Raw genomic sequence first — 21650 nt, forward strand, 5'->3', positions numbered from 1 at the left:
TGGCCGACGACAAGACCAGCGTGCTCGATAGCAACGGCAACTGGACCAGCGCCACCTCGACCTTCACCACCACCGACGGCCAGCAGCGCGCCGTGGCCGACGTCTGGTTCCTGACCGACCGCAACGATGCGGCGGCGGGCACGGCCGCGCCGGCGGCGGCCGCCGCATCGACAGCGGCGGACAGCCCGGCGCTGGGCGCGCGGGTCGGCGCGTTGACGCAGGCGCTGTCGGCCTACCGCACGACCGGCGGCGGCGGCGACGCCGGCAACGCGCTGCGCCTGACGGCGCAGGAAACGGCGGCGGCGACGTCCAGCCTGGCGAGCAATGTGACCGGTCTGGCGCGGCAGATGCAAGAGTTCGGCGGCAGCGCCAAACACGGCGCCGGCGACGGCCTGTCCGATCCCGGATCGCACGCCGACCTGGCGCGCAAGCTGGCGTTCATCGGCATCCTGGCGGCGAAATAAGGGACCGGTCCCGGCAACGGGACCGGGACCAGGTCAGGCTGGCGATGGCAAGAGCTGCGGGCGGAAGCTGAAACGGGCGGGAAAGACGTGCTGCGGCTACCGTGGCCGCGGTCTGGACACTGTGGCCCGAGCGGGCCCGGCTAAGAGTATGCAGTGAGGTGCGCGGCGCAGCGCGCAGGCTGGCCGGCGGCGGCGACCTTCCCGGCCGCCGACCTGGCGGCCGATCTGGCGCCGGCGTTCAGGTGATGTAGTTGAACAGCGACAGCCCGCTGAGCGTCTTGAACGATTTCTGCGCCGCGTCCAGCGTGGTCTGCTGCTGCGTGAAATCGGAAATCGCCTTCACCGGATCGACATCCTGCAAGCCCGACAGCGTCGTCTTGTACGCCACGTCGAGGTCGCCGCCCGAACTATCCAGATAATCGAGTTCATTCATCCGCGAGCCGACCGAGGCCCGCACCGTCAAGATATTGTCGTGCGCGTTGTTGAGCGCCAGGTTGGCCTGGTTCAGCGCATTGCTCAGGCTGGCCTGCCCGGCCGGGCCGCTGCCGGGTGCCTGCAAGGCCGTAATCAGGCTGGTCACGGTGGTGAAGATGGATTGCTTGGTGCTCGGCACCACGGTGAACTTGTCGCCGTCGGCCGGCGCGCCCTGGACGTTGAAGGTCAGGCCGTCGAAGCTGATCGGCGTGCCCGTGGTGTACGGTATGCCGACGGCCGGCACCGGCGCCGGCGGCACGTTCAGGCCGGTGGTCTTGTTCAGGATGGTGTAGGTGCTGGTGGCGACCGAACCCGGCCCGGCCGGCGGCACCACCGCGAAATCGATCTCGTAATCATTGCCCGTCAGCGCGGCCGGCGACGTCACCGAGCCGGCCGAAATGATGCCGGTGCCGCCGCGCCCGTAGTTGCCGGGATCGGCGCCGGTGAGAAAGGTGCCGTTGCCGGTCGCATTGTTTTCAAACACGGAAGAACCCGAATCGCTGACCGGTATGCTGCGGGTCGAGCCGATTTGCAGCGAGCGCTGGCCCTGGTCGCCGGCGTAGTCGGCGCCGGTGGCGTTGAGCGAAAACGGCACCGTGTTCGACGAATAGCCGCTGAACAAATAACCGCCCACGCCGTCGGCCGTGTTGGCCTGGCCGAGCAGGTCGTTGAGCTTGCCCTGCAAGGCCGTCGCCAGCGAACCGCGGTCGGCCTGCGACAGCGCGCCGTCGCCGGCGTTGGTGGCCAGCGTCATCACGTCCTGGATCAGCGTCATCGTCGACGACAACGCCACGTCTTCCTGCGACAGCGAACTGTTGGCGCTCTGGCGGTTGGTCATCAACTGGGTGTTGATACCGGCCGACTGCGTCACCTCCAGCGCGCGCGCGGCGGCGATCGGATCGTCCGACGCCGTCAGGTTCTTGTTGCCGGTCGACAGCTGCTGCTGGGTGTGGGCGATGGCGCTGTTGAGCGAGCCGATCTGCTTGACGCCGATGTCGAATATGGTTTGCGAACTGATGCGCATGCTCATGGAACCACCCCTTCAAAAACCGCAAAAAACGCCGCCATGGTCAGCCCGTGCTCAGGTTGAGCAGCACATCGAACAGCTGGCTGGCGATCTGCATCACTTTGCCCGATGCCTGGTAGGCTTGCTGATATTGCAGCAGGTTGGCGGCTTCCTCGTCGAGGTTGACGCCGGACACGCTCTGCTGCGCATTGGTGGCCGCCTGGACGGCGGCGTCGTCGGCCTTGCTGGCGATCTGCGCTTCGCTCGACTTGTTGCCGATCAGGTTGACCAGCTGCGCATACGTGGTCTGGAACGTCGCCTTGTTGCCGGCCATGATGTTCTTGCCCTGCAAGCCCGCCAGCAGCGCGCCGTTGCGGCTGTCGCCCACGCCGGCCGAGTTGGGCGCGATGCCGAAGGTATCTTTGTCGCCGGGCTGGCCGGTGATCTGGAAATTCACGCCGCCGAAGCTGAGCTTGTCGCCGTCCGTGTACGGTATCGGCGTGCCGGCCGGATACACGGTGCTGACGCCGTTCAAGCCCACCACCGTCACGTCCTGCGCGATCGGCGCCGGCGGCGTGCCGGCCGTGGCCGCGAAGGTGTTGCTGGTCTTGTCATAGGTCAGCGTGACGCCGGTGCCCGTCAGCGTGTTGCCGGGCGTTAGATAATTATTGTCGATGGTGCCGGCCGAAATCTTGCCCTTGCCCGTGTTCGTCAGCGGCGCCGTGGTGACGATGGGCGTGGCCAGCGCGATCTTGGTCGGATCGGTCAGCGTGACGGCGATGTCGGAGGCGGCGTTGAGCGTCGGCCGCACCAGGAAATTGTCGCCCGTGGCCGGCGTGCCGCTGAGGGTGTAGGCCACGCCGTCGACCACCTGCGGCCCCGTGGTCTGGGGGAACGTCAGGATCACCGGCGGCGCGCTGCCGTCGGTGCGCTTGACGGAAAAGTTGGTGCCGTCGAAGTCGACGCTGTAGTCGCTGGTCGTCAGGCCGCTGGCGTCGACCACGGTGGCCGAGACGGTGGCCGTGCTGCTGGCCAGGTTGTGGGTGTTGGTGCCGACGTAGGCGTTGATGGGGCCGAAGAAGGCGCCGCCGGGCTGGCCGTTCAAATCCTGGCCCAGCGCGTGCTGGGCGTTGAAGGCCGAGGCGACGCCGGCGGCGATCTGGCCCAGGCCGTTTTGCGCCTGTTGCAGCGCGCCGTCGCGAAATTGCAGCAGGCCGCCCAGCGCGCCGCCGGCCAGGATGTTGTCCGGCAGCGGATTGATGCCGCCGCTCTTGCTCTGGTAGCCGACCACGACCTGGCTGACGTCGGTCGGCGAATTGCCCGTCGCCAGCGGCAGCGGCACCGAGCCCACCACCAGCGGCTGGCCGGCGCCTATCGACACCGACAGCATGTGGTTGCTGGTCGGCTGCGTGGTCACCTTGATGAGCTTGTTGAGCTCGTTGATCGCCTGGTCGCGCTGGTCCAGCAAATCGTTGGGCGGATTGAGCGGATCGGTGAAGGCGTTGGCGATCTGGCTGTTGAGCTGGCCGATCTGCGCCGCGTAGGTGTTGATCTGGTTGACCGTCGACACGATCTGCGTGTTCACGCCCGTGGCCATGTCGTTCAGCTGCGCGGCCATGCCCTGGAAGCGCGAGGCCAGCGAATTGGCCGACGACAGCAGCGCCTGGCGCGACGCCACCGAGCTCGGATCGGCGTCGGCGCTCTGCACGCCGTTGAAGAACGATTGCAGCGCCGGCGACAGGCCGGCCGTGGTGTCCGACAGCAGATTGTCGACCGCCGCGATCTGGGTCGAATAGGTGTTGGTCTGGGCCTGGGACGATTGCGAGGTGAGCAGCTGGCTGTTGAGGAAATCGTCGTAATAGCGCTTGATCTGCGCCACGTTGGTGCCGTTGCCGATGAAGCCATAGCCCTGGTTCTGGCTGGGATTGTCGGCCTGGACCGCCTGCTGCCGGTTGTAGCCCGCCACACTGGCATTGGTAATGTTGTTGCCGGTCGTGGATAGGCCGACCTGCGCCGCCAGCAAACCGCTTTTACCGATACTGAGTAGATTGCCCATGATTTTTTATGTGATCCGTGGTTAGGCCAGCGAGTGTTTGATGATGCTGGTCAGTTTGCTGGCGTATTGCGGGTCGGTGGCATAGCCGGCGCGCTGCAAACCCTGGGCGAAGCTGGCCGCGTCGCCACCGCTGGCGAGCACTTTCTGGTAGCGCGGATTGCTGGCCAGCACGCTGGCGTAATCCTTGAAACTGTCGGAATAACTGTCGTAGGCGCGGAACTTTTCGACCTTGCTCTGGGCCTTGCCGTTGACGTATTCGGTGGTGGTGGCGCTGACGGTCTTGCCCTTCCAGTCCGGGCCGGCCTTGATGCCGAACAGGTTGTGGCTGGTCTTGCCGTCGCTGCCCTTGATCTCGCGCTTGCCCCAGCCGCTTTCCAGCGCCGCCTGGCCCAGCATGAACTTGGCCGGGATGCCGGTGGCCTGGCTGGCGGCGTCGGCGTCGGCCGCCAGCTTGTGCTGGAATTCACGCACATGGGCCGGCTGCTTGGCGTTGCCGGTGCTGGTGGTGCCGGTGGCGCCGCCGACGTTGGCGTTTCCGCCGGCGGCGTCGATCGAGCGCTGCAAGCGGGCCGCGTCGAGCGCGGCGGCGCCGCCGGACGGCGCCGCCACCGCGCCGTCGTCGCCCACGGCCAGCGCCTGCGCGCTGGTGGTCTTGGACAACTGGCGCATCAACATGTCGGCCAGGCCTATGCCCTTCTTGGCGATATTCTGGCTGGTCTGCTGGTCCAGCATCGAGGTGAACATCTTCGATTGCGAACTGTCCGTCAAGCCGTCCTGCGGCGTCGCGTCGCGCATGCTCTTCATCATCATGTTGACGAACATGGCCTCGAACTGCGTGGCCGCCGTCTTCATCGCGGCCGGCGAGTTGGCCTGCGCGGACTTGCGCAAGTCGCCCATGCCCTTGACGTCGAGCGCGAGTTGACTGGTGAGATCGGTTTGACTGGAGCTGGTGTTCATGGCGGCGGTCCTAGATGATTTCCAGCTCGGCGTGCAAGGCGCCAGCGACCTTCATGGCCTGCAAGATCGCCAGCAAATCCTGCGGCGAGGCGCCGATGGCGTTGAGCGCCTTGACCACGTCGGCCAGCGCGGCGCCGCCCTTGATGAGCATGACCTTGCCGCTGTCTTTCTTGATGTCGACCTGCGAATTTTGCGTGACCACGGTGCGCCCGCCCGACAGCGCGTTCGGCTGGCTCACCTGCGGCTCGTTAGTAATGGAGATGGACAGGTTGCCGTGCGAAATGGCGCAGGTGTCGAGCGTGACGGCCTGGTTCATCACGACCGAGCCGGTGCGGGCGTTCATGATGATCTTGGCGGCCTGGCGCGCCGGATTGACGTTGATGTCCTCCAGGGCGCCGATGAAGGCCACGCGCTGGTCGCTCGACGACGGCGACTGCACCCGGATCACGCGGCCGTCGAGCGCGTAGGCGATGCCGCTGCCGTACTTGTCGTTGATGGCTTCGACGATGCGGCCGGCGGTGGCGAAGTCGGTGTTGTTCAATTCCAGCCGTATCATATTGCCCTCGCCCAGCGCCGAGGCCACCGCCCGTTCGACCGTGGCGCCAGCCGAGATGCGGCCCACGCTCAGGTGGTTGACCACCAGCGAGGCGCCGCCGCCGGGCGCGGTCGCGCCGACGCCGCCGACCAGCACATTGCCCTGGGCCATGCCGTAGACCTGGCCGTCGGCGCCCTTCAAAGGCGTCATCAGCAGGGTGCCGCCGCTCAGGCTTTTGGCGTTGCCGATCGACGACACCGTCACGTCGAGCTGCTGGCCCGGCTGGGCGAAGGCCGGCAGCGACGTCGTCACCATCACGGCCGCCACGTTTTTCAGTTGCAGACCGGTGCCGCCGGCCGGCAGGTTCACGCCCAGCTGTTGCAGCATCGAGGTGATGCTCTGCACCGTGAACGGGGTTTGCGTGGTTTGGTCGCCCGTGCCGTCGAGGCCGACCACGAGACCGTAGCCGACCAGCTGATTCTGCCGCACGCCGGCGATGCTGACCAGGTCCTTGAGGCGCTCGGCGCGCGCCGGCGCCTGCACGGCCAGGCAAGCCAATAAGGCCGTCAGTATCATCAGCGCGGCGCCGAGGACGCGGCGGCTAAGGTGCAGTGTATGAGTCATAAATTGGCCATGGTCAGAACGGCAGCAGGCTTTGGAAGAAGCGCGACGCCATCGACGTCATTTCGGCGCGGTCGATCTGGCTGTTGGTGCGGTATTCGACGCGGGCGTCGGCCACGGCGGTCGAGGCCACGGTGTTGCCGGTGGCGATATTGTCCGGATTGACCATGCCGGAGAAGCGGATGAATTCGGTGCCCTTGTCGAGCGCGACCTGCTTCTCGCCGGCCACGATCAAATTGCCGTTGGCCAGCACCTCGACCACGGTGATGCCCATGGTGCCGGTGAAGGTGTTGCTGGCCGACTGGTTGTCGCCATCGGCGTATTTGCTGGTGTTGTTGGTCGACAGCGTGGCGCCGAACTTGCCTTGCAGCGGGCCGGGCAAGGTCGCGCTGACGCTGCCGGACTTGTTGCCCGAGCTGGCGCCGGCCTTGACGGCGGCCGTCTTTTCCGTGATGACCAGGGTCAGCACGTCGCCCACCTGGCGCGCGCGGTGGTCCTCGAAAATCGGCCGGTAGACGCTGGTCTGGTAGATGGCGCCGTTGTTGGCCGACTGCGGCGGCGGCGTCAGCGGGCGCGCCGTCATCGGCGTCTGCACGATGGTCGTCGGTATGGCCGTGCAGCCGCCCAGCGCCAGCATGGCGGCGGCCGCTGCGACATACATCGTCGTGATACTCGGATTGAAAACGGCTGTCATGGCGTGCTCCCGGCCGCCGGATCGACCGGCGGCTAGCGGTGTGAATGAACTTGCGAACTTACATCTGCGTCAGTTTTTGCAGCATCTGGTCGGAGGTGGTGATGGCCTTGCTGTTGATTTCGTAGGCGCGCTGGGTCTGTATCATATTGACCATTTCCTCGACCACGTTGACGTTCGACGTCTCGACATACCCCTGCAGGATGGTGCCGGTGCCGTTGGTGCCCGGCGTGTTGCTCTGCGGGCTGCCCGAGGCGCCCGTTTCCACGTACAGGTTTTCGCCCTTCGACTCCAGCCCGGTCGGGTTGATGAAGGTCGACAGCTGGATCTGGCCCAGCTGCTGCGACGCCACCTGCCCCGGCAGCGTCACCGAGACGGTGCCGTCGGTGCCGACGGAAATTTCCTTGGCCGTGATCGGGATGGTGATGGCGGGCTGGATCACATAGCCGGCCGAGGTCACCATCTGGCCGTTGTTGTCGCGCTGGAAGGAGCCGTCGCGGGTGTAGGCGGTGGTGCCGTCGGGCAGCAGCACATTGAAGAAGCCGTTGCCGTTGACCATCATGTCCTTGTCGTTGCCGGTCGACTGCGGCGCGCCCTGGGTGTGGATGCGTTCGACGGCCACTTCGCGCACGCCGGTGCCGACCTGGGCGCCGGAAGGCAGATTGGTTTGCTGGGACGACTGGCTGCCGGGCTGGCGCACGTTCTGGTACAGCAAATCCTCGAACACGGCGCGCGATTTCTTGAAGCCATTGGTGCTGACGTTGGCCAGATTGTTCGACGTGACGTCGAGCTGCGCCTGCTGCGCCTCCATGCCCGTCTTGGCGATCCACAATGAACGTATCATAATCCCTCTCCCGCGTGATGATGGTGCCGGAACGGCCGGTCGACGCGACCTGGCCTCTTCCCACAACATCATTATGCGGCAGCGGTCATCAACTCAAAGCGAGGATCTGGGTAGCTTTTGCGGCGTTATTCTCGGCGTTCTTGAGCATATTCATCTGCATGTCGAACTGGCGCGCCAGGCTGATCATGTTGACCATGGCGTCGACCGGATTGACGTTGCTGCCCTCGAGGGCGCCGTCGACGATGCGCACGGTGGCGTCGTTCTCGGCCGGCGTGCCGGCCTGCAAGCGGAACAGGCCGTCGTCGCCGCGCACCAGTTGCTTGGTGTCGGGATTGACCAGCTTGATGCGCCCTATGGTGTTGGCCGGCCCCGGCTTGGTGTCGGTCGACACGGTGCTGACGGTGCCGTCGGCGGCGATGGAGACGATGGTGTCGGGCGGGATCGAGATCGGGCCGCCGTCGCCCTGCACGGTCTGGCCGCCCGAGGTTTGCAGCAAGCCGTTTTCGCTCACTTTCAAGCTGCCGTTGCGGGTGTAGGCTTCCGAGCCGTCGGCCGACTGCACGGCGATGAAGCCGTCGCCGCGCAGCGCCACGTCGAGGTTGCGCGCCGTGGTGTCGATCGGGCCGGAGCGGAAGTCCGAACCGGTGGTGGCGTTGACGACGAAGGCGCGCGTGGCCAGCCCGTCCGACACCACCGGCACCGCGCGGAAGGAATCGAGCTGGGCCCGGAAGCCGGTGGTGGTGGCGTTGGCCAGGTTGTTCGACACGGTGGCCTGCTGGTCCAGCACATGGCGGGCGCCGGTCATCGCGGTGTAGATTAAACGGTCCATGGTGGGCTGGCGCTCCTGCTAGTCGATTAACGCGGTGATTACCGCAGATTGACGACGGTTTGCAAGATCGAATCCTCGGTCTTGATGGTCTGCGCATTGGCCTGGTAGACGCGCTGCGCCGTGATCATGTTGACCAGCTCGGTCGTCAAGTCCACGTTCGATTCTTCCACCGAATTCGAGCGCAGGCTGCCGAAACTGCCCGAGCCCGGCGCGCCGACCTGCGGCACGCCCGACTTGGCGCTCTCGGCCCAGGCGTTGTTGCCCAGCGGCGTCAAGCCGTTGACGTCGGAGAAGTTGGCCATGGCGATCTGGGCCAGCGGGCGCGACAGGCCGTTGCTGTAATTGCCCAGGATCACGCCATCGGCGCCGACCTGATACCCCTTCAGGCTACCCGACGAGGAACCGTCCTGGCTGGCGTCTTTTTCGCTGTACGTGCTGCCGTACTGGGTGGTGCCGGTGAAGTTGGTGGCGATGGTCAGCGGCTCCTGGGAACCGGCGTCCGGGAAGATCGGGATGGCGATCGAGATCGGCAGCGTCACCGGCGGCGTCAGCAGCGCCATGCCGGCGTTGCTCAACGCGCCATTCTTGTCGAACACCAGCGTGCCGACCTTGGCCGGCGGCACTTGCAGCGCGGCCGCCAGCGCCGCGTCGATCGTATCGGGCGTGGCGCCCGGAATCGAACCGGCATCGGTGCCGCCGGCCACGTCGTAGGCCTTGGCCAAGGCATCGAGCTGCGGCTGGCTGGCGCCGGCCGTGGTGGCGAGGGCGGTCAGCGACGCGCCGGCCGCCGCCGAGTAAGCTTGCGCGTCGCTGTCGAGCTGGGCCTGGCCGACCGGCGGATTGGCGGTCAGGTCGGCCTGGTAAGTGGCGCGCGGCCCGGACACGTTCGGATCCTGCTGCATCGATTGCAACGCGGTCTGGGCCGCGATTTCCGTGCCGTCGACCGAGGCGTACACATCCCAGGTGCTGGCGGCGGTCTTGACGTAGTAGACCGACATCGTGTGCTGGTTGCCCAGGCTGTCGTACACCGGTTGCACGTACGGGTGGTTGTAGGTCAGCGGGTTGTTGGCGTCGAACGGCGTGACGGTGGGATTGGGCTCGGTCGAATTCAAGTTGGCCGAATAATTGGCCTTGGTCGTTTGCACCGGCGTCAAGTCCGACTTATCGATGACGATGGGAATCGGCGAGCCTTGCAAAATCTGGCCGCTCTTGTTGGCCAGGTAGCCGGTGATCTGCGCGCCCTGCGCGTTGATGAGCTGATTGGTCGGGCTGACCGTGAACTGGCCGTTGCGGCTGAACTGGATCTGACCGTTGAGCGTGGTGCGGAAGAAGCCGCCGCCGTTGATCGAAATGTCGAGCGGGTTGGTGCTGGTCTGGATGCTGCCCTGCGTGAAATTCTGCGCGATGGCGGCGACGCTGACGCCGATGCCGGCCGTGTTGCCGCCCACGCTGTTGAGCGAGTTGGCGTACACGTCCGCGAACTCGGCGGTCGAACTCTTGAAGCCCACCGTGCTGGCGTTGGCGATGTTGTTGCCGATGACGTCCAGCGATTGCGAGGCGCCGTCCAGGCCGCTGAGTCCTTGTTGGAACATGGTATTCCCCTATCAGTGTGATGCGCGCGTACGCAAAAAAACGGGTGTCTGAAAAATGCGTGTGTGTTGCTGTGGCTTACAGCACTTGCTGGATGTCGCTCAGGTTCAGCGAGCCGAGCGGCGTCGATACATTGAGCTTGATGCCGCCCGAGCCCGACGACACGCTGGCGACGATGCCGTAGGTCAGCGTGCTGGCGTCCTTGAGCGCGGCGCCGCCGGCGCTGGCCGTGACGCTGATGCTGTAGGTGCCGTCCGGCTCGACGGTGGTGCCGTCGTCGGCCTTGCCGTCCCACGTCAGCGGCATCGGCCCGGCCGGCGCGTTGCTCATCTCGATGGTCTTCACCACCTTGCCGGTGCTGTCCTTGATCTGCACTTCGGCCTTGTCGGCGGCGCTGCCGAAGTTGACGCCGAAGACGGACTGGCTGATCTTGGTCGCGCCCGTGCTATCGGCCGGATCCTTGCCGCTGACCAGTTGCAGCGTCGTGCCCGCCGCCAGCACGCCGTGGCTGATCAGACTGGTGGCCTGGAGCGCCTCGGAACTCTGGTAACTCGTTTGCAGCGCGGTCAGCGTGCTGTTCAACTGGTTCACGCCGGTCACGGTCGACAGCTGGGCCAGCTGGCTGGTGATCTGCGAGTTGTCGGCCGGGTTCAGCGGATCCTGGTTTTGCAGCTGCGTCACCAGCAGCTTGAGGAAGTTGTTCTGGGTGGCGGCGACGTCGGTGCCCGAGCTGCCGCTGGCGGCGGCCGAAGCGGCGTCGGCGGCGGCCTGCGAAGCGGCCTGGCCGGCCGGCGTCTGCGCGTACGGGGTGGTGTTGTTGACGTTGATGGTGGACATGGCTGGGCCTCTGATGAATGGATGACGGCGGCGCGTTACGACTGGCCGATGGTCAGGGTTTTGAGCAACATGGTCTTGGCCGCGTTCATGGTCTCGACATTGTTCTGGTAGGAGCGCGAGGCCGACAACATGTTGACCATCTCGTCGACCACGTTCACGTTGGGCATGGACACATAACCCTTCTCGTCGGCCGCCGGATTTTTCGGGTCGTACATCTGCTTGAGCGGCGACGGGTCTTCGATCACCTGCTTGACGTGCACGCCGGTCGAAGTGCCGTCGCCGTTGCTGGGCGTGGCCTCGAACACCACCTGCTTGGCGCGGTAGGCCTCGCCGTTGGCGCTGGTGACGCTGTCGGCGTTGGCCAGATTGCTGGCGGTGACGTTGAGGCGCTGGGCCTGGGCGCTCATGGCCGAACCCGACACATTGAAGATATTAAATAGCGACATGATTAACTACCTCCCTGCAGCGCCGCCATCATCGCCTTGATGTCGGCATTAATCAGCGTCAGGCCGGCCTCGTAGCGCACGCCGTTGTCGGCGAAGGCGTTGCGCTCGGCGTCCATGTCGACCGTGTTGCCGTCGACGGCGCCCTGGGCCGGCGTGCGGTATTGCAGCGGCGTGCCGTCGGCCAGCGTGCCGGCGCTGGAACCGGCGATCGCGCTGGCGTTGGCGAAGTGGCGCGCCGCCGTCGTCGCCAGCGGCCCGCTCGCGCCCGTGCCGGCGGCGCTGTTGCCGCTGGCGGCCAGCGCGTTTTGCAGCGCGGCGCCGAAGTCGAAGTCCTTGGCCTTGTAATTGGGCGTGTCGGCGTTGGCGATATTGGAAGCGATCACCTGCTGGCGCTGCGAGCGCAAGTTCAGCGCCGCCTGGTTCAAGCCCAGGAAATCGTCAAGTTTGCTTACCATATCGGGCTCCGTAGACCTCGTCCCCTGCCCCATGGCGTGGACGAACTTGTTATGACAGGATCGATGATACGGCCGCCGCGCGCCCGGCAATCGGATGAGCAAGACCGGCTTTTCCATGCTGTTCGACGCTTGGCCGGCGCGCGGCGCGGCTATCATGGCATCATTCTAGGGACACTAAGCCATGAACCCACGCCATCTTTTAAGCTTGCCGAGCAGCGAACCGAACGCCATCCACGGCAGCGCCCGCGCCGCCCTGCCGCGGCGCCGTCTGCAGCTGCTGGCGGCCTGCTGCGCCGCGCTGCTGGCCGCCCTGCCCGCCCACGCGCAACAACCGCCGCAACAGCAACAGGCGGCCGGCGGACGTCAGGACCTGGCCGTGCTCAGGCAAAGCGTCGAACAACTGCTGCAAGTGCAGACGGCCGGCCTGCCGGGCGAGGTGACGGTCAAGGTCGGCGCCATCGATCCCCACATGACGCTGGCCGCCTGTCCGGCGCCGCAAGCGTTCCTGATGCCGGGCGCCCGCGCCTGGGGCAAGACCACGGTCGGCGTGCGCTGCGCGTCGCCGTCCAGCTGGACGGTCTATATACAAGCCCAGGTGTCGGTCACGGCCGACTACATCGCCAGCGCCGTGCCGCTGGCCCAGGGCCAGCCCATCGAGGCCGGCCAGCTGGTGGCCGTCAAGGGCGATCTGACAACATTACCGGCCGGCATAGCGACCGACATGCAGCAAGTGATAGGCCGTAGCGTCAACAACTCGCTGCCCTCGGGCACGCCGCTGCGGCTCGATACGCTGCGCAGCAAGCCGGTGGTGCTGCAAGGCCAGCTGGTGCGCGTCGTCTCCAGCGGCAACGGTTTCAGCGTCGCCTCCGAAGGGCGCGCCATCCTCAGCGCCGGCGAAGGCCAGGTGGTGCAGGTGAAAACGGCCAACGGCCAGCAGGTCAGCGGCATCGCGCGCGCGGGAGGCTTGGTGGAAGTGACATTCTGACGGGACGGCGGTCGCGGCGGCGCTAAAGTTTAAGCCGGTCGCGCCGTTAATGACTTAGATCCCGGAGTGTCGCACTCCAACCAGACGAGGATGATGCTGTGAAAATTAACGATACCCTACCGAGCACACCCACCCTGCCGACGCCCGCCGCCGGCACGGCGAACGCGCGCAGCGCCGACAAAGCGGCGCCCACGCCGACGGCCACCGACAGCGTCAAGCTGTCGCCGCAAGGCCAGGCGCTGGCCGCCTCCGCCACCGCCGGCAGCAGCGCCGTGTTCGACACGAAAAAAGTCGAACGCATCAAGCTGGCCATCGCCGATGGCCAGTTCAAAGTCAATTCCGACAAGGTGGCCGACGGCCTGCTCGACACCGTCAAGGATTTGCTGCACTCCAGAAAACGATAGGATCCGTCCACCATGTCAGCCGTCACCCCGATCTCCAGCCTGCGCGAAGAACAGCAATTGATTACGTCCCTGCTCGACGTGCTCAGGCAGGAACAAGCGCACCTGATCGTGGCCGACATCGCCGCGTTGAGCGCCATCACGCCGGCCAAGACGGCGCTGGTGCAGCGCATGACGCTGCTGGCCGGCCAGCGCCACCGCGCGCTCGGCACCGCCGGCTTGAGCGCCGGCGAAGCGGGCATGGAACCGTGGCTGGCGCGCGGCGGCGACACGCAGGCGCGCGCGCTGTGGCAGGAGCTGCTGGCGCAAACGCGCGCGGCGAAAGAACTGAACCGCATCAACGGCATGCTGATTAACCGCCACATGGGCCACACCCAGGGCGCGCTCGACGCGCTGCGGCCGAAGGCGAAAGCCAACAGCTTCTACGGCCCGAGCGGCCTGACCACCAACAGCACCCCCAGCCGCGGCTTCCTGGCCGCCTGATACTTCCCCGACGAAGACGATGCGGCGGCGATGCGCGGCAGCCGGCGCACGTCGCCACGGCGGCAGCCGGATCCGCCCCCGCCGCGACCATCGAGGTCAGACTCTCGCTCCCCGATTTCACACGCCGCCGCATCTTACGGCACTACTGCGGCGGCGCAATCTGCGGCGTCGGCAGCTCGGTGACGGTATCGGGCAGGCCCGACAAAATGGTGACGGCCACGCGCCGGTTGCGCGCCCGCCCCTGCGGGTCGTCGTTGGACGCGACCGGGATAATGGCCCCGTGGCCGACGGCGGTCAGCCGCTCCGGCGCCACGCCGGCGGCGATGAACAAACGCACCACGCTGCTGGCGCGCACCGCCGACAATTCCCAGTTCGACGGATACAGCGCGCTCTTGATCGGCTGATTATCGGTATGCCCCTCGACCTGCACGTCATGCGTGTCGTTGCGCAGCAGCTCGGCCACCGCGCGCAGCGCCTCGCTCGACTGCGCCGTCAGCGCCGCCGCGCCCGGATCGAACAGCACGCTGGCGTTGATCTCGACGCTGACGCCGCGGCTGTTCTGCGTCACCCGCACCTTGCCCTCCTTGACCAGCGGCGCCAGCGTCGACAACAAGTCCTGCGCCAGCTTGGTCATGTGCTCTTTTTCCTTGCGCAGCAACTCGGTGCGGCGCCGCAGGCCGGGATTGGGGATGGGCAGATTCTGCACCTGGGTGTTAATCGGCCGGGTCGCGCCGGCGCCGCCGAAGGCATCGCCGAGCGCGTCGGAAAACACTTTGTACTTTCCGATATTGACCGAGGAGATCGCGTACATCACGACGAAGAACGCGAACAGCAGCGTGATGAAGTCGGCGTAGGAAATCAGCCATCGCTCGTGGTTTTCCGGTTCGTCGTCGAACTTCCTGCGCGCGCGCCGGTTCTGCATCTCAGTGCTCGCGCAGCAGCGTGGCGATGCGCTCGTCGATGACGCGCGTATGGTCGCCGCTGGCGATGTCGTAGAACACGGCGGCGGCGATTTCCTGCTGGTGCACGCGCTGCGTGACGATGGCTTTGAGCTTGTTGGCGATCGGGTAGAAGAACAGATTGGCCAGGCCGACGCCGTAGATCGTCGACACGAAAGCGACGGCGATGCCGGCACCGAGCTTGTTCGGGTCCGTCAGATTCTCCATCACGTGGATCAGGCCCAGCACCGCGCCGAGGATGCCGATGGTGGGCGAGTAGCCGGCGGCCGATTCCCAGATCCGCACGGCGAGCCGCTCCTCGGTTTCGTAGGCGCTGATTTCGGTGTCGAGCAGCTGGCGCAGCTTGTCGGGGTTGATGCCGTCGACGATCAGGCGCAGGCCCTTGGCGATGAACTGGTCTTTCGACGACAGCATATAGCGCTCCAGCGACAGCAGGCCGTCGCGCCGCGCCGCCAGGTTCCAGCTGGCGATGTCGCGCGCCAGCGACTGGCGGCCGTCGCGCGGCGGCGCGAACACCCAGCGCAGCATGCGCAGGCCGCGCAAAAAAGTGCGCATGCGCGTTTGCAGCAGCACCGCGCCGAGCGTGCCGATGATGACGATGGCGAAGGCCGCCGGTTGCAGCAGCGAGGCGAATTTTCCGCCTTCGAGATTCTGGCCGATGATGATGCCGGCCAGCGCCAGCACCACCCCGGCTACGCTGGCCCAGTCCATGCCTGCTCCCGTAACGATGCGCGCAGCCGCGCGACGGCTTGCGTATGCAGCTGCGACACGCGCGACTCCGACACGCCCATCACGGCGCCGATTTCTTTCAAGTTCAATTCCTCCTCGTAGTACAGGCCCATGAGCATTTTCTCGCGCGGCGGCAGCGCGTCGATGGCGTCGATCACGGCCTGGCGGAAGTCGCCGTCGAGCAGCGAGCGCAGGGGATCGGCCTCCTCGTCGGAACAATAGCGGTCGAGGAAGCTGTCGTTGCCATCCTCGGCGTGGAAGTCCTCGTAGTAGACCAGCTGGTGGCCGCCGCCGTCGGTCAGCATGTCCTGGTAGTCGCCCAGCGACAGCTTGAGCATCTTGGCCACTTCCGATTCGGTCGGCGGATGGCCGAGGCGCTGCTGCAGGGTGCTCATCGCGGTCTCGATCTTGCGCATGTTCTGGCGCATCGAGCGTGGCAGCCAGTCGCTGTTGCGCAGTTCATCGAGCATGGCGCCGCGGATGCGCAAGACCGCGTAGGTCTCGAACTGGGCGCCGTGGGTTTCTTCGTAGCGGTTGATGGCATCGAGCAGTCCTATCATCCCGGCCTGCACCAGATCGTCGACTTCGACGCTGGGCGGCAGTTTGGCCTTCATGTGGTGGGCGAGACGCTTCACCAACGGCATGTGCTGCGTCAGTAAAGAATCCTTCTCCGTTTTCCCTTTGGCCGTGTACATAAATCTCTAGTGACTCGAATAATTAAGCGCTGAAATGGCTGGTGCTCCCGGTGCGGAAAGACGGCGATCCGGCCAGCGCGAAACGTCCGGCCAGCTGGCGGAACGCGACCGAGGCGCCGGCCAGCGGGAACGCATCGACCACCGCCCGGCCCAGACGCGCCGCGCGGTGCAGGTATTCGTCGGCCGGCACCGAGCCCATGGAAACCAGATTGACGGCCAGATAGCGGCTGGCCGCCTGTGCCATATTATCGTATACCACCTTTGCTTCGGTTTCGGAAGCCCCGGTGACGAGAATTCCAAACGGCCGCCGACCCAGTTCCTGATTGAGGCGCTTGATCATCGAGTAGGCGGCCTTGATCGAGGTGGCGCTGTTCGACACCTGCACCACGATCTCGGAGCTGGCCATGACCGGCACCGGGAAGGCGGCGCCGTCGAATTCGCCGTCGACGATGACGATGCCGGTCTGTTTAATCAGCACGTCGAAGGCCTTGGCCAGGCGGCGCGCCTCGTCGGGACCGGAGCGCGCCGCGCCACGTGTCATCGACGCCACAGCGAAGCCTTGCGGCACCTGGTAGATCACCTGATTGAGCGCGCATTCCTGGCGCGCCACGTCGAGCAGGCTGGCGCCGTCGTCGACGCCGAGGCGGGTGGCCACGCCGTGCGCGCTGGCGCAGGCGTCGACCAGCAGCACGTCGTTGCCGGCGCGCGCCAGCGAGGCGCCCAGGTTGACCAGCATGGCGCCCTTGTCGTCTTGCGGCGTGGCGGAAAGGAAGGTGACGATGCGCGGCTTGGGGCCGGCCAGCATGCGGCGCAGGCCTTCAGCCTGGTCGAAATCGAAATTAGCCAAGGTGCACCTCGCGCAGGGAAGCGTCGTTGCCGGCGACGGCGTTCGACATCAGCAGCGGCAGTTCGGCGTCCAGGTACTGGGACGCGGCGGCGTCGCGTTTCAACTTGAAAGCGCGGTCGACCAGGTAGGCCGGATCGGCCAGGTGCAGGTCTTCGGGCACGCGCTGGCCGTTCGAGACGTAGAACAAATTGAGCTTCTGGCGGATCACGACGTCGAGCACATTGCCGATCGACGCCGCTTCATCGAGCTTGGTCATGATGCAGCCGGCCAGGCCGCTGCCCTGATAGGCGCGCACCACTTCGTTGAGCGTCTCTTGCGTGGCCGTGGAATTGAGGCACAGCAGGCGCTTGACGTCGGCGCCGGCGCCCTGCAGCATCGCCACCTGTTCGGTGACCATCTGGTCGCGCTGGCTCACGCCGACGGTGTCGATCAACACCGTGTGCTTGTTCTTCAATTCCTTGAGCGCGATGCGCAGGTCGGCCTCGTCCTTCACCGAGTGCACCATCACGCCGAGGATTTTGCCGTAGATGCGCAGCTGTTCGTGGGCGCCGATACGATAGGCGTCGGTGGTGATGAGGGCCAGCTTGTCCGGGCCGTGGCGCATCACGCAGCGCGCCGCCAGCTTGGCGGTGCTGGTGGTCTTGCCGACGCCGGTCGGACCGACCAGCGCGAACACGCCGCCCTGGTCTATCATCGCGTCCTCATTGGCCATCGCGCTCAGGTTGCGGGTCAGGACGGTTTTAATCCAGCGCAGGCTGTCGGCGGCGTCGCGGTTGGCGGGCAGCTTGTCGATCAGGTAGCGCGCCAGGCTGGCCGAGAAACCGGCCGCCAGCATCTCGCGCAGCACGGCCGCTTTTTGCGGTTCGCGGTGCTGGGTCGAGCCCCAGGAAATTTCGGCCAGCTGGGTTTCCATCATGCCGCGCATGGCGCGGATTTCGCTCATCATGCCGCTCATTTCGGCGGCCGCGTTTTGCTTGGCGCTGGCGACGGCCGTCGCCACCAGTTCGGACACGCGCTCCATGTCGAGCGCGTTGGCGGCGGCCTGCACGGGCGCCGGCCGCGCCACGTGGGCGGGCGTCGGCATCGGCGTCATCGGCATGGTGGCGGCGGTGGCCGAGGCATACGAGGAGTGCGAGGCGACCACGCGGCGCTGCGGTTGTTGATGTTGATGCTGATGCGGCTGCGGCGGCAGGTCCAGCTGCGGCTCGGGATGGGCCATCGGCGAATACTCGGACGGCGAGGCCAGCGAGGCCGCGTCGTCGTTGGCCAGCGCCAGGATTTCAACCTGGCCGTCGGCCTGGCGGTTCGACAGGATCACGGCGTCGGGACCGAGGGCCTCGCGCACTTTGCGCAGCGCTTCGCGCGACGTCGGCGCGGTGAATTTTTTGACGTTCATGCCCGGCCTCCCACCGTGTGGATTGCTGGCGCGCCTGGCGTGCTTGCTGCGGTATCTGTGGCCATCATCATCGACTCCTGTTACGTGAGCGCCGCGTCCTCGGCATGGGGACGCAGTGCACTCTGATAGCTTCGATTATTGACGATGCACAGGGGAAACGATCAGTGGAACAGGGAGGGAAAGGGGGCGCATTTCAGTTTTGCGGTTTTTGCGGCGCGGGCCGCAGGCACCGGCCCGCGCGCGGCGACGGCGGCGACAGCGGCGACGCTCAATGGTCGCGGAAGACTTCGTCGAGCGACGCCGCCGTCAGCAGCCGGATGGCCCAGCGGTCCAGCTGTTCCCCGGTGGCGCCGGCCAGCCGCTTGCGCATGTAGCCGACGGTGTAATCGAAACGCACACTGAGCATGTGCGCGAGGAGCTTGGATTTACCATCGACCGCACCCTTCAACGCGCCTTTCCGTTCGCCTTTCCGTTCACCTTCCCGCAAGCCTTTTTCGTGCCCTTCCTTGATCCCCACCCTGACGCCCTCCTCGCGGCCGATCTTGCGGCCGCGTTCCATGCCGATGCGTTCGATAGAAGAGATATGTCTCATGGCGACCTTCCTTTCCCATGCCGCGACGTCGCGCCACAAACGCTGCTCCAGTTCGGCAGGCAGGCGCATCATCCAGTCGATGACCAAATATAGATCGATGATACTTTGTTTGTCCCAGTTACGCAGGAACAGCAAGCGTGCGAGACGCCACTTTTCGGCGTGCCGGCGCGCCGCGTCGCCGCGCGTTTTGCGGGTCAGCAAATGGGCTACCGTCACCAGCGCGAAGGGATTCGGATCGCCCAACAACTCGTCGATGCGCGCCGCATAGTCGCGCAGTTTGACGACGGCGAAATCGAGCCGCATTTCGCAGCCGAACAGGCGATAGGAAAACGCCTGCGGACGCCAGCGCGCGCCGTCGTCGGCCAGCACGACCAGGCTGGCCACGGGCCGCCGGTAACGGTCGTAGGCGCGGTAGTTATAGCTGAAGATGCGCTCGGCGAAATCGTGCTCGCGGCCGCCCTGCACTTCGATATGGATCAGCACCCACTGCGCGCCGCCGTCGAGCGCGTGCACCCGCACCAGCTTGTCGAGCAGGCGCTTGCCGAGCGCGGCGTCGCGCGTCAGCTGCGCCAGTTCCTCGTCGAGGAAAACATGGGGCCGCGACCAGTCGATGGCCGCGTGCGCCTGCGGAAAATAAAACGCCATGAAGGCTGGAAAATAGCGCGTCACCGCCAGCTTCCAGGGCGTGTCGACTTCGTCGTTGAGCGCGGCCATGCGCACAGTCTAGTGCAGCGGCGCGCGGCCGTGCGCGTATCCCGCAAGGCCGCGGCCCGGCCCGCGCCGGCCGATGCGACAGCCGACTTTACACGGCCGGCTGCGCGCCCACCAGCGACGTCACCCGTATCGTCTTCGCTTCCGGAATCTCGGCGTGCGACAAGACCTTCAACTGCGGCAAGGCGCGCTTGAGGAAGCGCGACAGCAGCGCGCGCAGCGGACCGGGCACCAGCAGCACCGGCGTCAGCCCCAGCGCCTCCTGCTGCGCGGCCGCCGCCTGGGCCTGCTGCGCGATGGTGTCGGCCAGGCCGGGCTCGATGCCGGCGCCGTCCGGCCCGCTGGCCGCCAGCGCCTGCATCAGCAAGCGTTCCAGGCGGTTATCGAGCGTCATCACCGACAGCTCGGCCGCGCCGGGGAAGAGCTGCTGGACGATGGCGCGGCCCAGCGCGATGCGCACCAGCGCCGTCAGCTCGTTCGGGTCCTGGTTGTGGACGGCGTGCTCGGCCAGCGTCTCGATCACGGAGCGCATGTCGCGGATGTGCACGCCTTCGACCAGCAGATTCTGCAGCACTTTTTGCAGCGTCGACAGCGACACCAGCTTGGGCACCAGGTCCTCGACCAGCTTGGGCGACTCCTTGCCCAGATGGTCGAGCAGCGACTGCACCTCGGCGCGGCCCAGCAGCTCGGCCGCGTGCGAGGTAATCAAATGGTTCAAGTGCGTGGCCACCACGGTGCCGGCGTCGACCACCGTGAAGCCCATGTTCTGGGCCTGGTCGCGCAGGCCGGCGTCGATCCACGTGGCCGGCAGGCCGAAGGCCGGATCGGTGGTCACCAGGCCGGGCAGCGTGCCGCTGGCCATGCCCGGATTGATCGCCAAAAACTGGCCGTTGAAGGCCTCGCCGGCGCCCACTTCCACGCCCTTGAGCGTGATGCGGTAAGCGGACGGCTTCAACTCCAGGTTGTCGCGGATGTGCACCGGCGGCGCCAGGAAGCCGACCTCCTGCGCGAACTTCTTGCGGATGCCCTTGATGCGCTTGAGCAGCTCGCCGCCCTGGGTCTTGTCGACCAGCGGGATCAAACGGTAACCCACTTCCAGCCCCAGGGCATCGACCGGCATGATGTCCTGCCAGCTGGCCTCCTCCTGTTCGGCGGCCGCGGCGGCGGCGGGCGCGGCCGCTTCGGCCTTGGCGTCGGCATCCTTGGCCGTCACCTTCATGCGCGACAGCAGATAGCCGGAGCCGCCCAGCACCGCCGCCAGCAGGATGAACACCAGGTTGGGCATGCCCGGAATGAGGCCCATGCCGCCGATGATGCCGGCCGTGATGTACAGCACCTGCGGCTTGGCGAACAGCTGGCCGATGACCTGGGTGCCGATGTCTTGTTCGCTGGCCACGCGCGAGACGACGATACCGGCCGCCGTCGAAATCACCAGCGAGGGAATCTGCGCGACCAGGCCGTCGCCGATGGCCAGCAGGGTGTAGTTCTTGAGCGCGTCGGCGAAGCTCATATCGTGTTGCAGCAGGCCGACCAGCAGGCCGCCGATGACGTTGATGACGGTGACCATGATGCCGGCCACGGCATCGCCGCGCACGTATTTGCTGGCGCCGTCCATGGCGCCGTAGAATTCCGCTTCCATCGCCACTTCGCTGCGGCGGCGGCGGGCGTCGGCCTCGCCGATCAGGCCGGCGTTCAGGTCGGCGTCGATCGCCATCTGCTTGCCCGGCATGGCGTCCAAGGCGAAGCGCGCGCCGACCTCGGCGATACGGCCCGCGCCCTTGGTGACGACGGTGAAGTTAATGATCGTCAAGATGATGAAGACGACGATACCGACCGTGTAATTACCGCCGATCAGGAAGTGGCCGAACGCTTCGATCACCTTGCCGGCCGCGTCGGAACCGTTGTGGCCCTCGGTGAGCACGACGCGGGTCGAGGCCACGTTCAGCGACAGGCGCAACATCGTCGAAATCAGCAGGATGGTCGGGAAGGCCATGAAGTCCAGCGGCTTGACCGTGTACAGGCTGGTCAGCAGCACGATGATGGCCAG

The 21650-nt window shown here is 66.2% G+C and carries 22 protein-coding genes; 4 read left to right on the plus strand and 18 right to left on the minus strand.

The annotated features are described in order from the left end of the window. Positions 1-464: hypothetical protein (locus Q0S71_RS07665; protein ID WP_295993715.1), on the plus strand; the 464-nt coding region annotated here is incomplete at its 5' end. Positions 465-702: 238 nt separating this feature from the next. Here the strand turns inward: Q0S71_RS07665 and flgL are convergent. The 11 genes from flgL to flgB all read right to left on the minus strand — a co-directional run bounded on the left by flgL (position 703) and on the right by flgB (position 11805). Next, on the minus strand, positions 703-1968 hold the full coding sequence (gene flgL, locus Q0S71_RS07670; RefSeq protein ID WP_295993718.1) for a flagellar hook-associated protein FlgL: 1266 nt from the start codon (positions 1966-1968) through the stop codon (positions 703-705). 40 nt (positions 1969-2008) lie between these two features. Next, complete coding sequence (gene flgK, locus Q0S71_RS07675) at positions 2009-4000, minus strand: flagellar hook-associated protein FlgK (protein WP_295993720.1); 1992 nt, start codon at positions 3998-4000, stop codon at positions 2009-2011. Between the two features lie 21 nt (positions 4001-4021). After that, a complete protein-coding gene (gene flgJ / locus Q0S71_RS07680; RefSeq protein WP_295993723.1) occupies positions 4022-4957 on the minus strand; it encodes a flagellar assembly peptidoglycan hydrolase FlgJ in 936 nt (311 codons plus the stop codon). A 10-nt stretch (positions 4958-4967) separates the two neighbouring features. After that, complete coding sequence (locus Q0S71_RS07685; protein WP_295993755.1) at positions 4968-6068, minus strand: flagellar basal body P-ring protein FlgI; 1101 nt, start codon at positions 6066-6068, stop codon at positions 4968-4970. A gap of 61 nt (positions 6069-6129) precedes the next feature. Further along, positions 6130-6774 carry a flagellar basal body L-ring protein FlgH gene (locus tag Q0S71_RS07690; protein ID WP_295993757.1) on the minus strand — a complete coding sequence of 215 codons (645 nt, stop codon included), beginning with the start codon at positions 6772-6774 and terminating at the stop codon, positions 6130-6132. A gap of 91 nt (positions 6775-6865) precedes the next feature. Beyond that, a complete protein-coding gene (gene flgG / locus Q0S71_RS07695) occupies positions 6866-7648 on the minus strand; it encodes a flagellar basal-body rod protein FlgG (RefSeq protein ID WP_295993726.1) in 783 nt (260 codons plus the stop codon). Positions 7649-7736: 88 nt separating this feature from the next. Further along, positions 7737-8477: a flagellar basal-body rod protein FlgF gene (gene flgF / locus Q0S71_RS07700; protein ID WP_295993728.1), complete on the minus strand. Its 741-nt coding sequence runs from the start codon at positions 8475-8477 to the stop codon at positions 7737-7739. Positions 8478-8515: 38 nt separating this feature from the next. After that, the gene (locus Q0S71_RS07705; protein WP_295993729.1) at positions 8516-10069 is read right to left on the minus strand and encodes a flagellar hook protein FlgE; all 1554 of its coding nucleotides are present in this window, start codon (positions 10067-10069) and stop codon (positions 8516-8518) included. Between the two features lie 76 nt (positions 10070-10145). After that, positions 10146-10904, minus strand: coding sequence for a flagellar hook assembly protein FlgD (locus Q0S71_RS07710; RefSeq protein ID WP_295993730.1), 759 nt, complete (start codon positions 10902-10904; stop codon positions 10146-10148). Positions 10905-10939: 35 nt separating this feature from the next. After that, positions 10940-11350: a flagellar basal body rod protein FlgC gene (flgC, locus tag Q0S71_RS07715; protein ID WP_295993731.1), complete on the minus strand. Its 411-nt coding sequence runs from the start codon at positions 11348-11350 to the stop codon at positions 10940-10942. A 2-nt stretch (positions 11351-11352) separates the two neighbouring features. Next, entirely contained in the window at positions 11353-11805 is a 453-nt protein-coding gene (gene flgB / locus Q0S71_RS07720; protein ID WP_295993733.1) for a flagellar basal body rod protein FlgB, read from the minus strand. Between the two features lie 181 nt (positions 11806-11986). Here flgB and flgA point away from each other — a divergent pair, with 181 nt between their 5' ends. The 3 genes from flgA to Q0S71_RS07735 all read left to right on the plus strand — a co-directional run bounded on the left by flgA (position 11987) and on the right by Q0S71_RS07735 (position 13674). Continuing rightward, complete coding sequence (flgA, locus tag Q0S71_RS07725; protein ID WP_295993735.1) at positions 11987-12790, plus strand: flagellar basal body P-ring formation chaperone FlgA; 804 nt, start codon at positions 11987-11989, stop codon at positions 12788-12790. A 98-nt stretch (positions 12791-12888) separates the two neighbouring features. Then, on the plus strand, positions 12889-13194 hold the full coding sequence (gene flgM, locus Q0S71_RS07730) for a flagellar biosynthesis anti-sigma factor FlgM (protein ID WP_295993738.1): 306 nt from the start codon (positions 12889-12891) through the stop codon (positions 13192-13194). A 12-nt stretch (positions 13195-13206) separates the two neighbouring features. Then, the gene (locus tag Q0S71_RS07735) at positions 13207-13674 is read left to right on the plus strand and encodes a flagella synthesis protein FlgN (RefSeq protein WP_295993740.1); all 468 of its coding nucleotides are present in this window, start codon (positions 13207-13209) and stop codon (positions 13672-13674) included. Positions 13675-13816: 142 nt separating this feature from the next. Here the strand turns inward: Q0S71_RS07735 and motD are convergent, their stop codons facing one another. The 7 genes from motD to flhA all read right to left on the minus strand — a co-directional run. Continuing rightward, positions 13817-14596 (minus strand): flagellar motor protein MotD, encoded by a 780-nt coding sequence (motD, locus tag Q0S71_RS07740; protein WP_295993741.1) that lies wholly within the window; start codon positions 14594-14596, stop codon positions 13817-13819. A 1-nt stretch (position 14597) separates the two neighbouring features. Beyond that, positions 14598-15344 carry a flagellar motor protein gene (locus Q0S71_RS07745; RefSeq protein WP_295993743.1) on the minus strand — a complete coding sequence of 249 codons (747 nt, stop codon included), beginning with the start codon at positions 15342-15344 and terminating at the stop codon, positions 14598-14600. Beyond that, complete coding sequence (locus Q0S71_RS07750; RefSeq protein WP_295993745.1) at positions 15326-16057, minus strand: RNA polymerase sigma factor FliA; 732 nt, start codon at positions 16055-16057, stop codon at positions 15326-15328. Before Q0S71_RS07750 ends, Q0S71_RS07745 begins: the two co-directional genes overlap by 19 nt. A 22-nt stretch (positions 16058-16079) precedes the next feature. Next, positions 16080-16904: an antiactivator of flagellar biosynthesis FleN protein gene (locus tag Q0S71_RS07755; RefSeq protein WP_295993747.1), complete on the minus strand. Its 825-nt coding sequence runs from the start codon at positions 16902-16904 to the stop codon at positions 16080-16082. Further along, a complete protein-coding gene (gene flhF, locus Q0S71_RS07760) occupies positions 16897-18300 on the minus strand; it encodes a flagellar biosynthesis protein FlhF (protein WP_295993748.1) in 1404 nt (467 codons plus the stop codon). The genes Q0S71_RS07755 and flhF overlap by 8 nt, the downstream gene beginning before the upstream one ends. 268 nt (positions 18301-18568) lie before the next feature. After that, complete coding sequence (locus Q0S71_RS07765; RefSeq protein WP_295993750.1) at positions 18569-19606, minus strand: transposase; 1038 nt, start codon at positions 19604-19606, stop codon at positions 18569-18571. A gap of 88 nt (positions 19607-19694) precedes the next feature. Then, a partial coding sequence (flhA, locus tag Q0S71_RS07770) for a flagellar biosynthesis protein FlhA (RefSeq protein ID WP_295993752.1) occupies positions 19695-21650 on the minus strand: 1956 nt, incomplete at its 5' end.

Source organism: Rugamonas sp. (assembly GCF_025354735.1).
Lineage (GTDB): Bacteria > Pseudomonadota > Gammaproteobacteria > Burkholderiales > Burkholderiaceae_D > Rugamonas.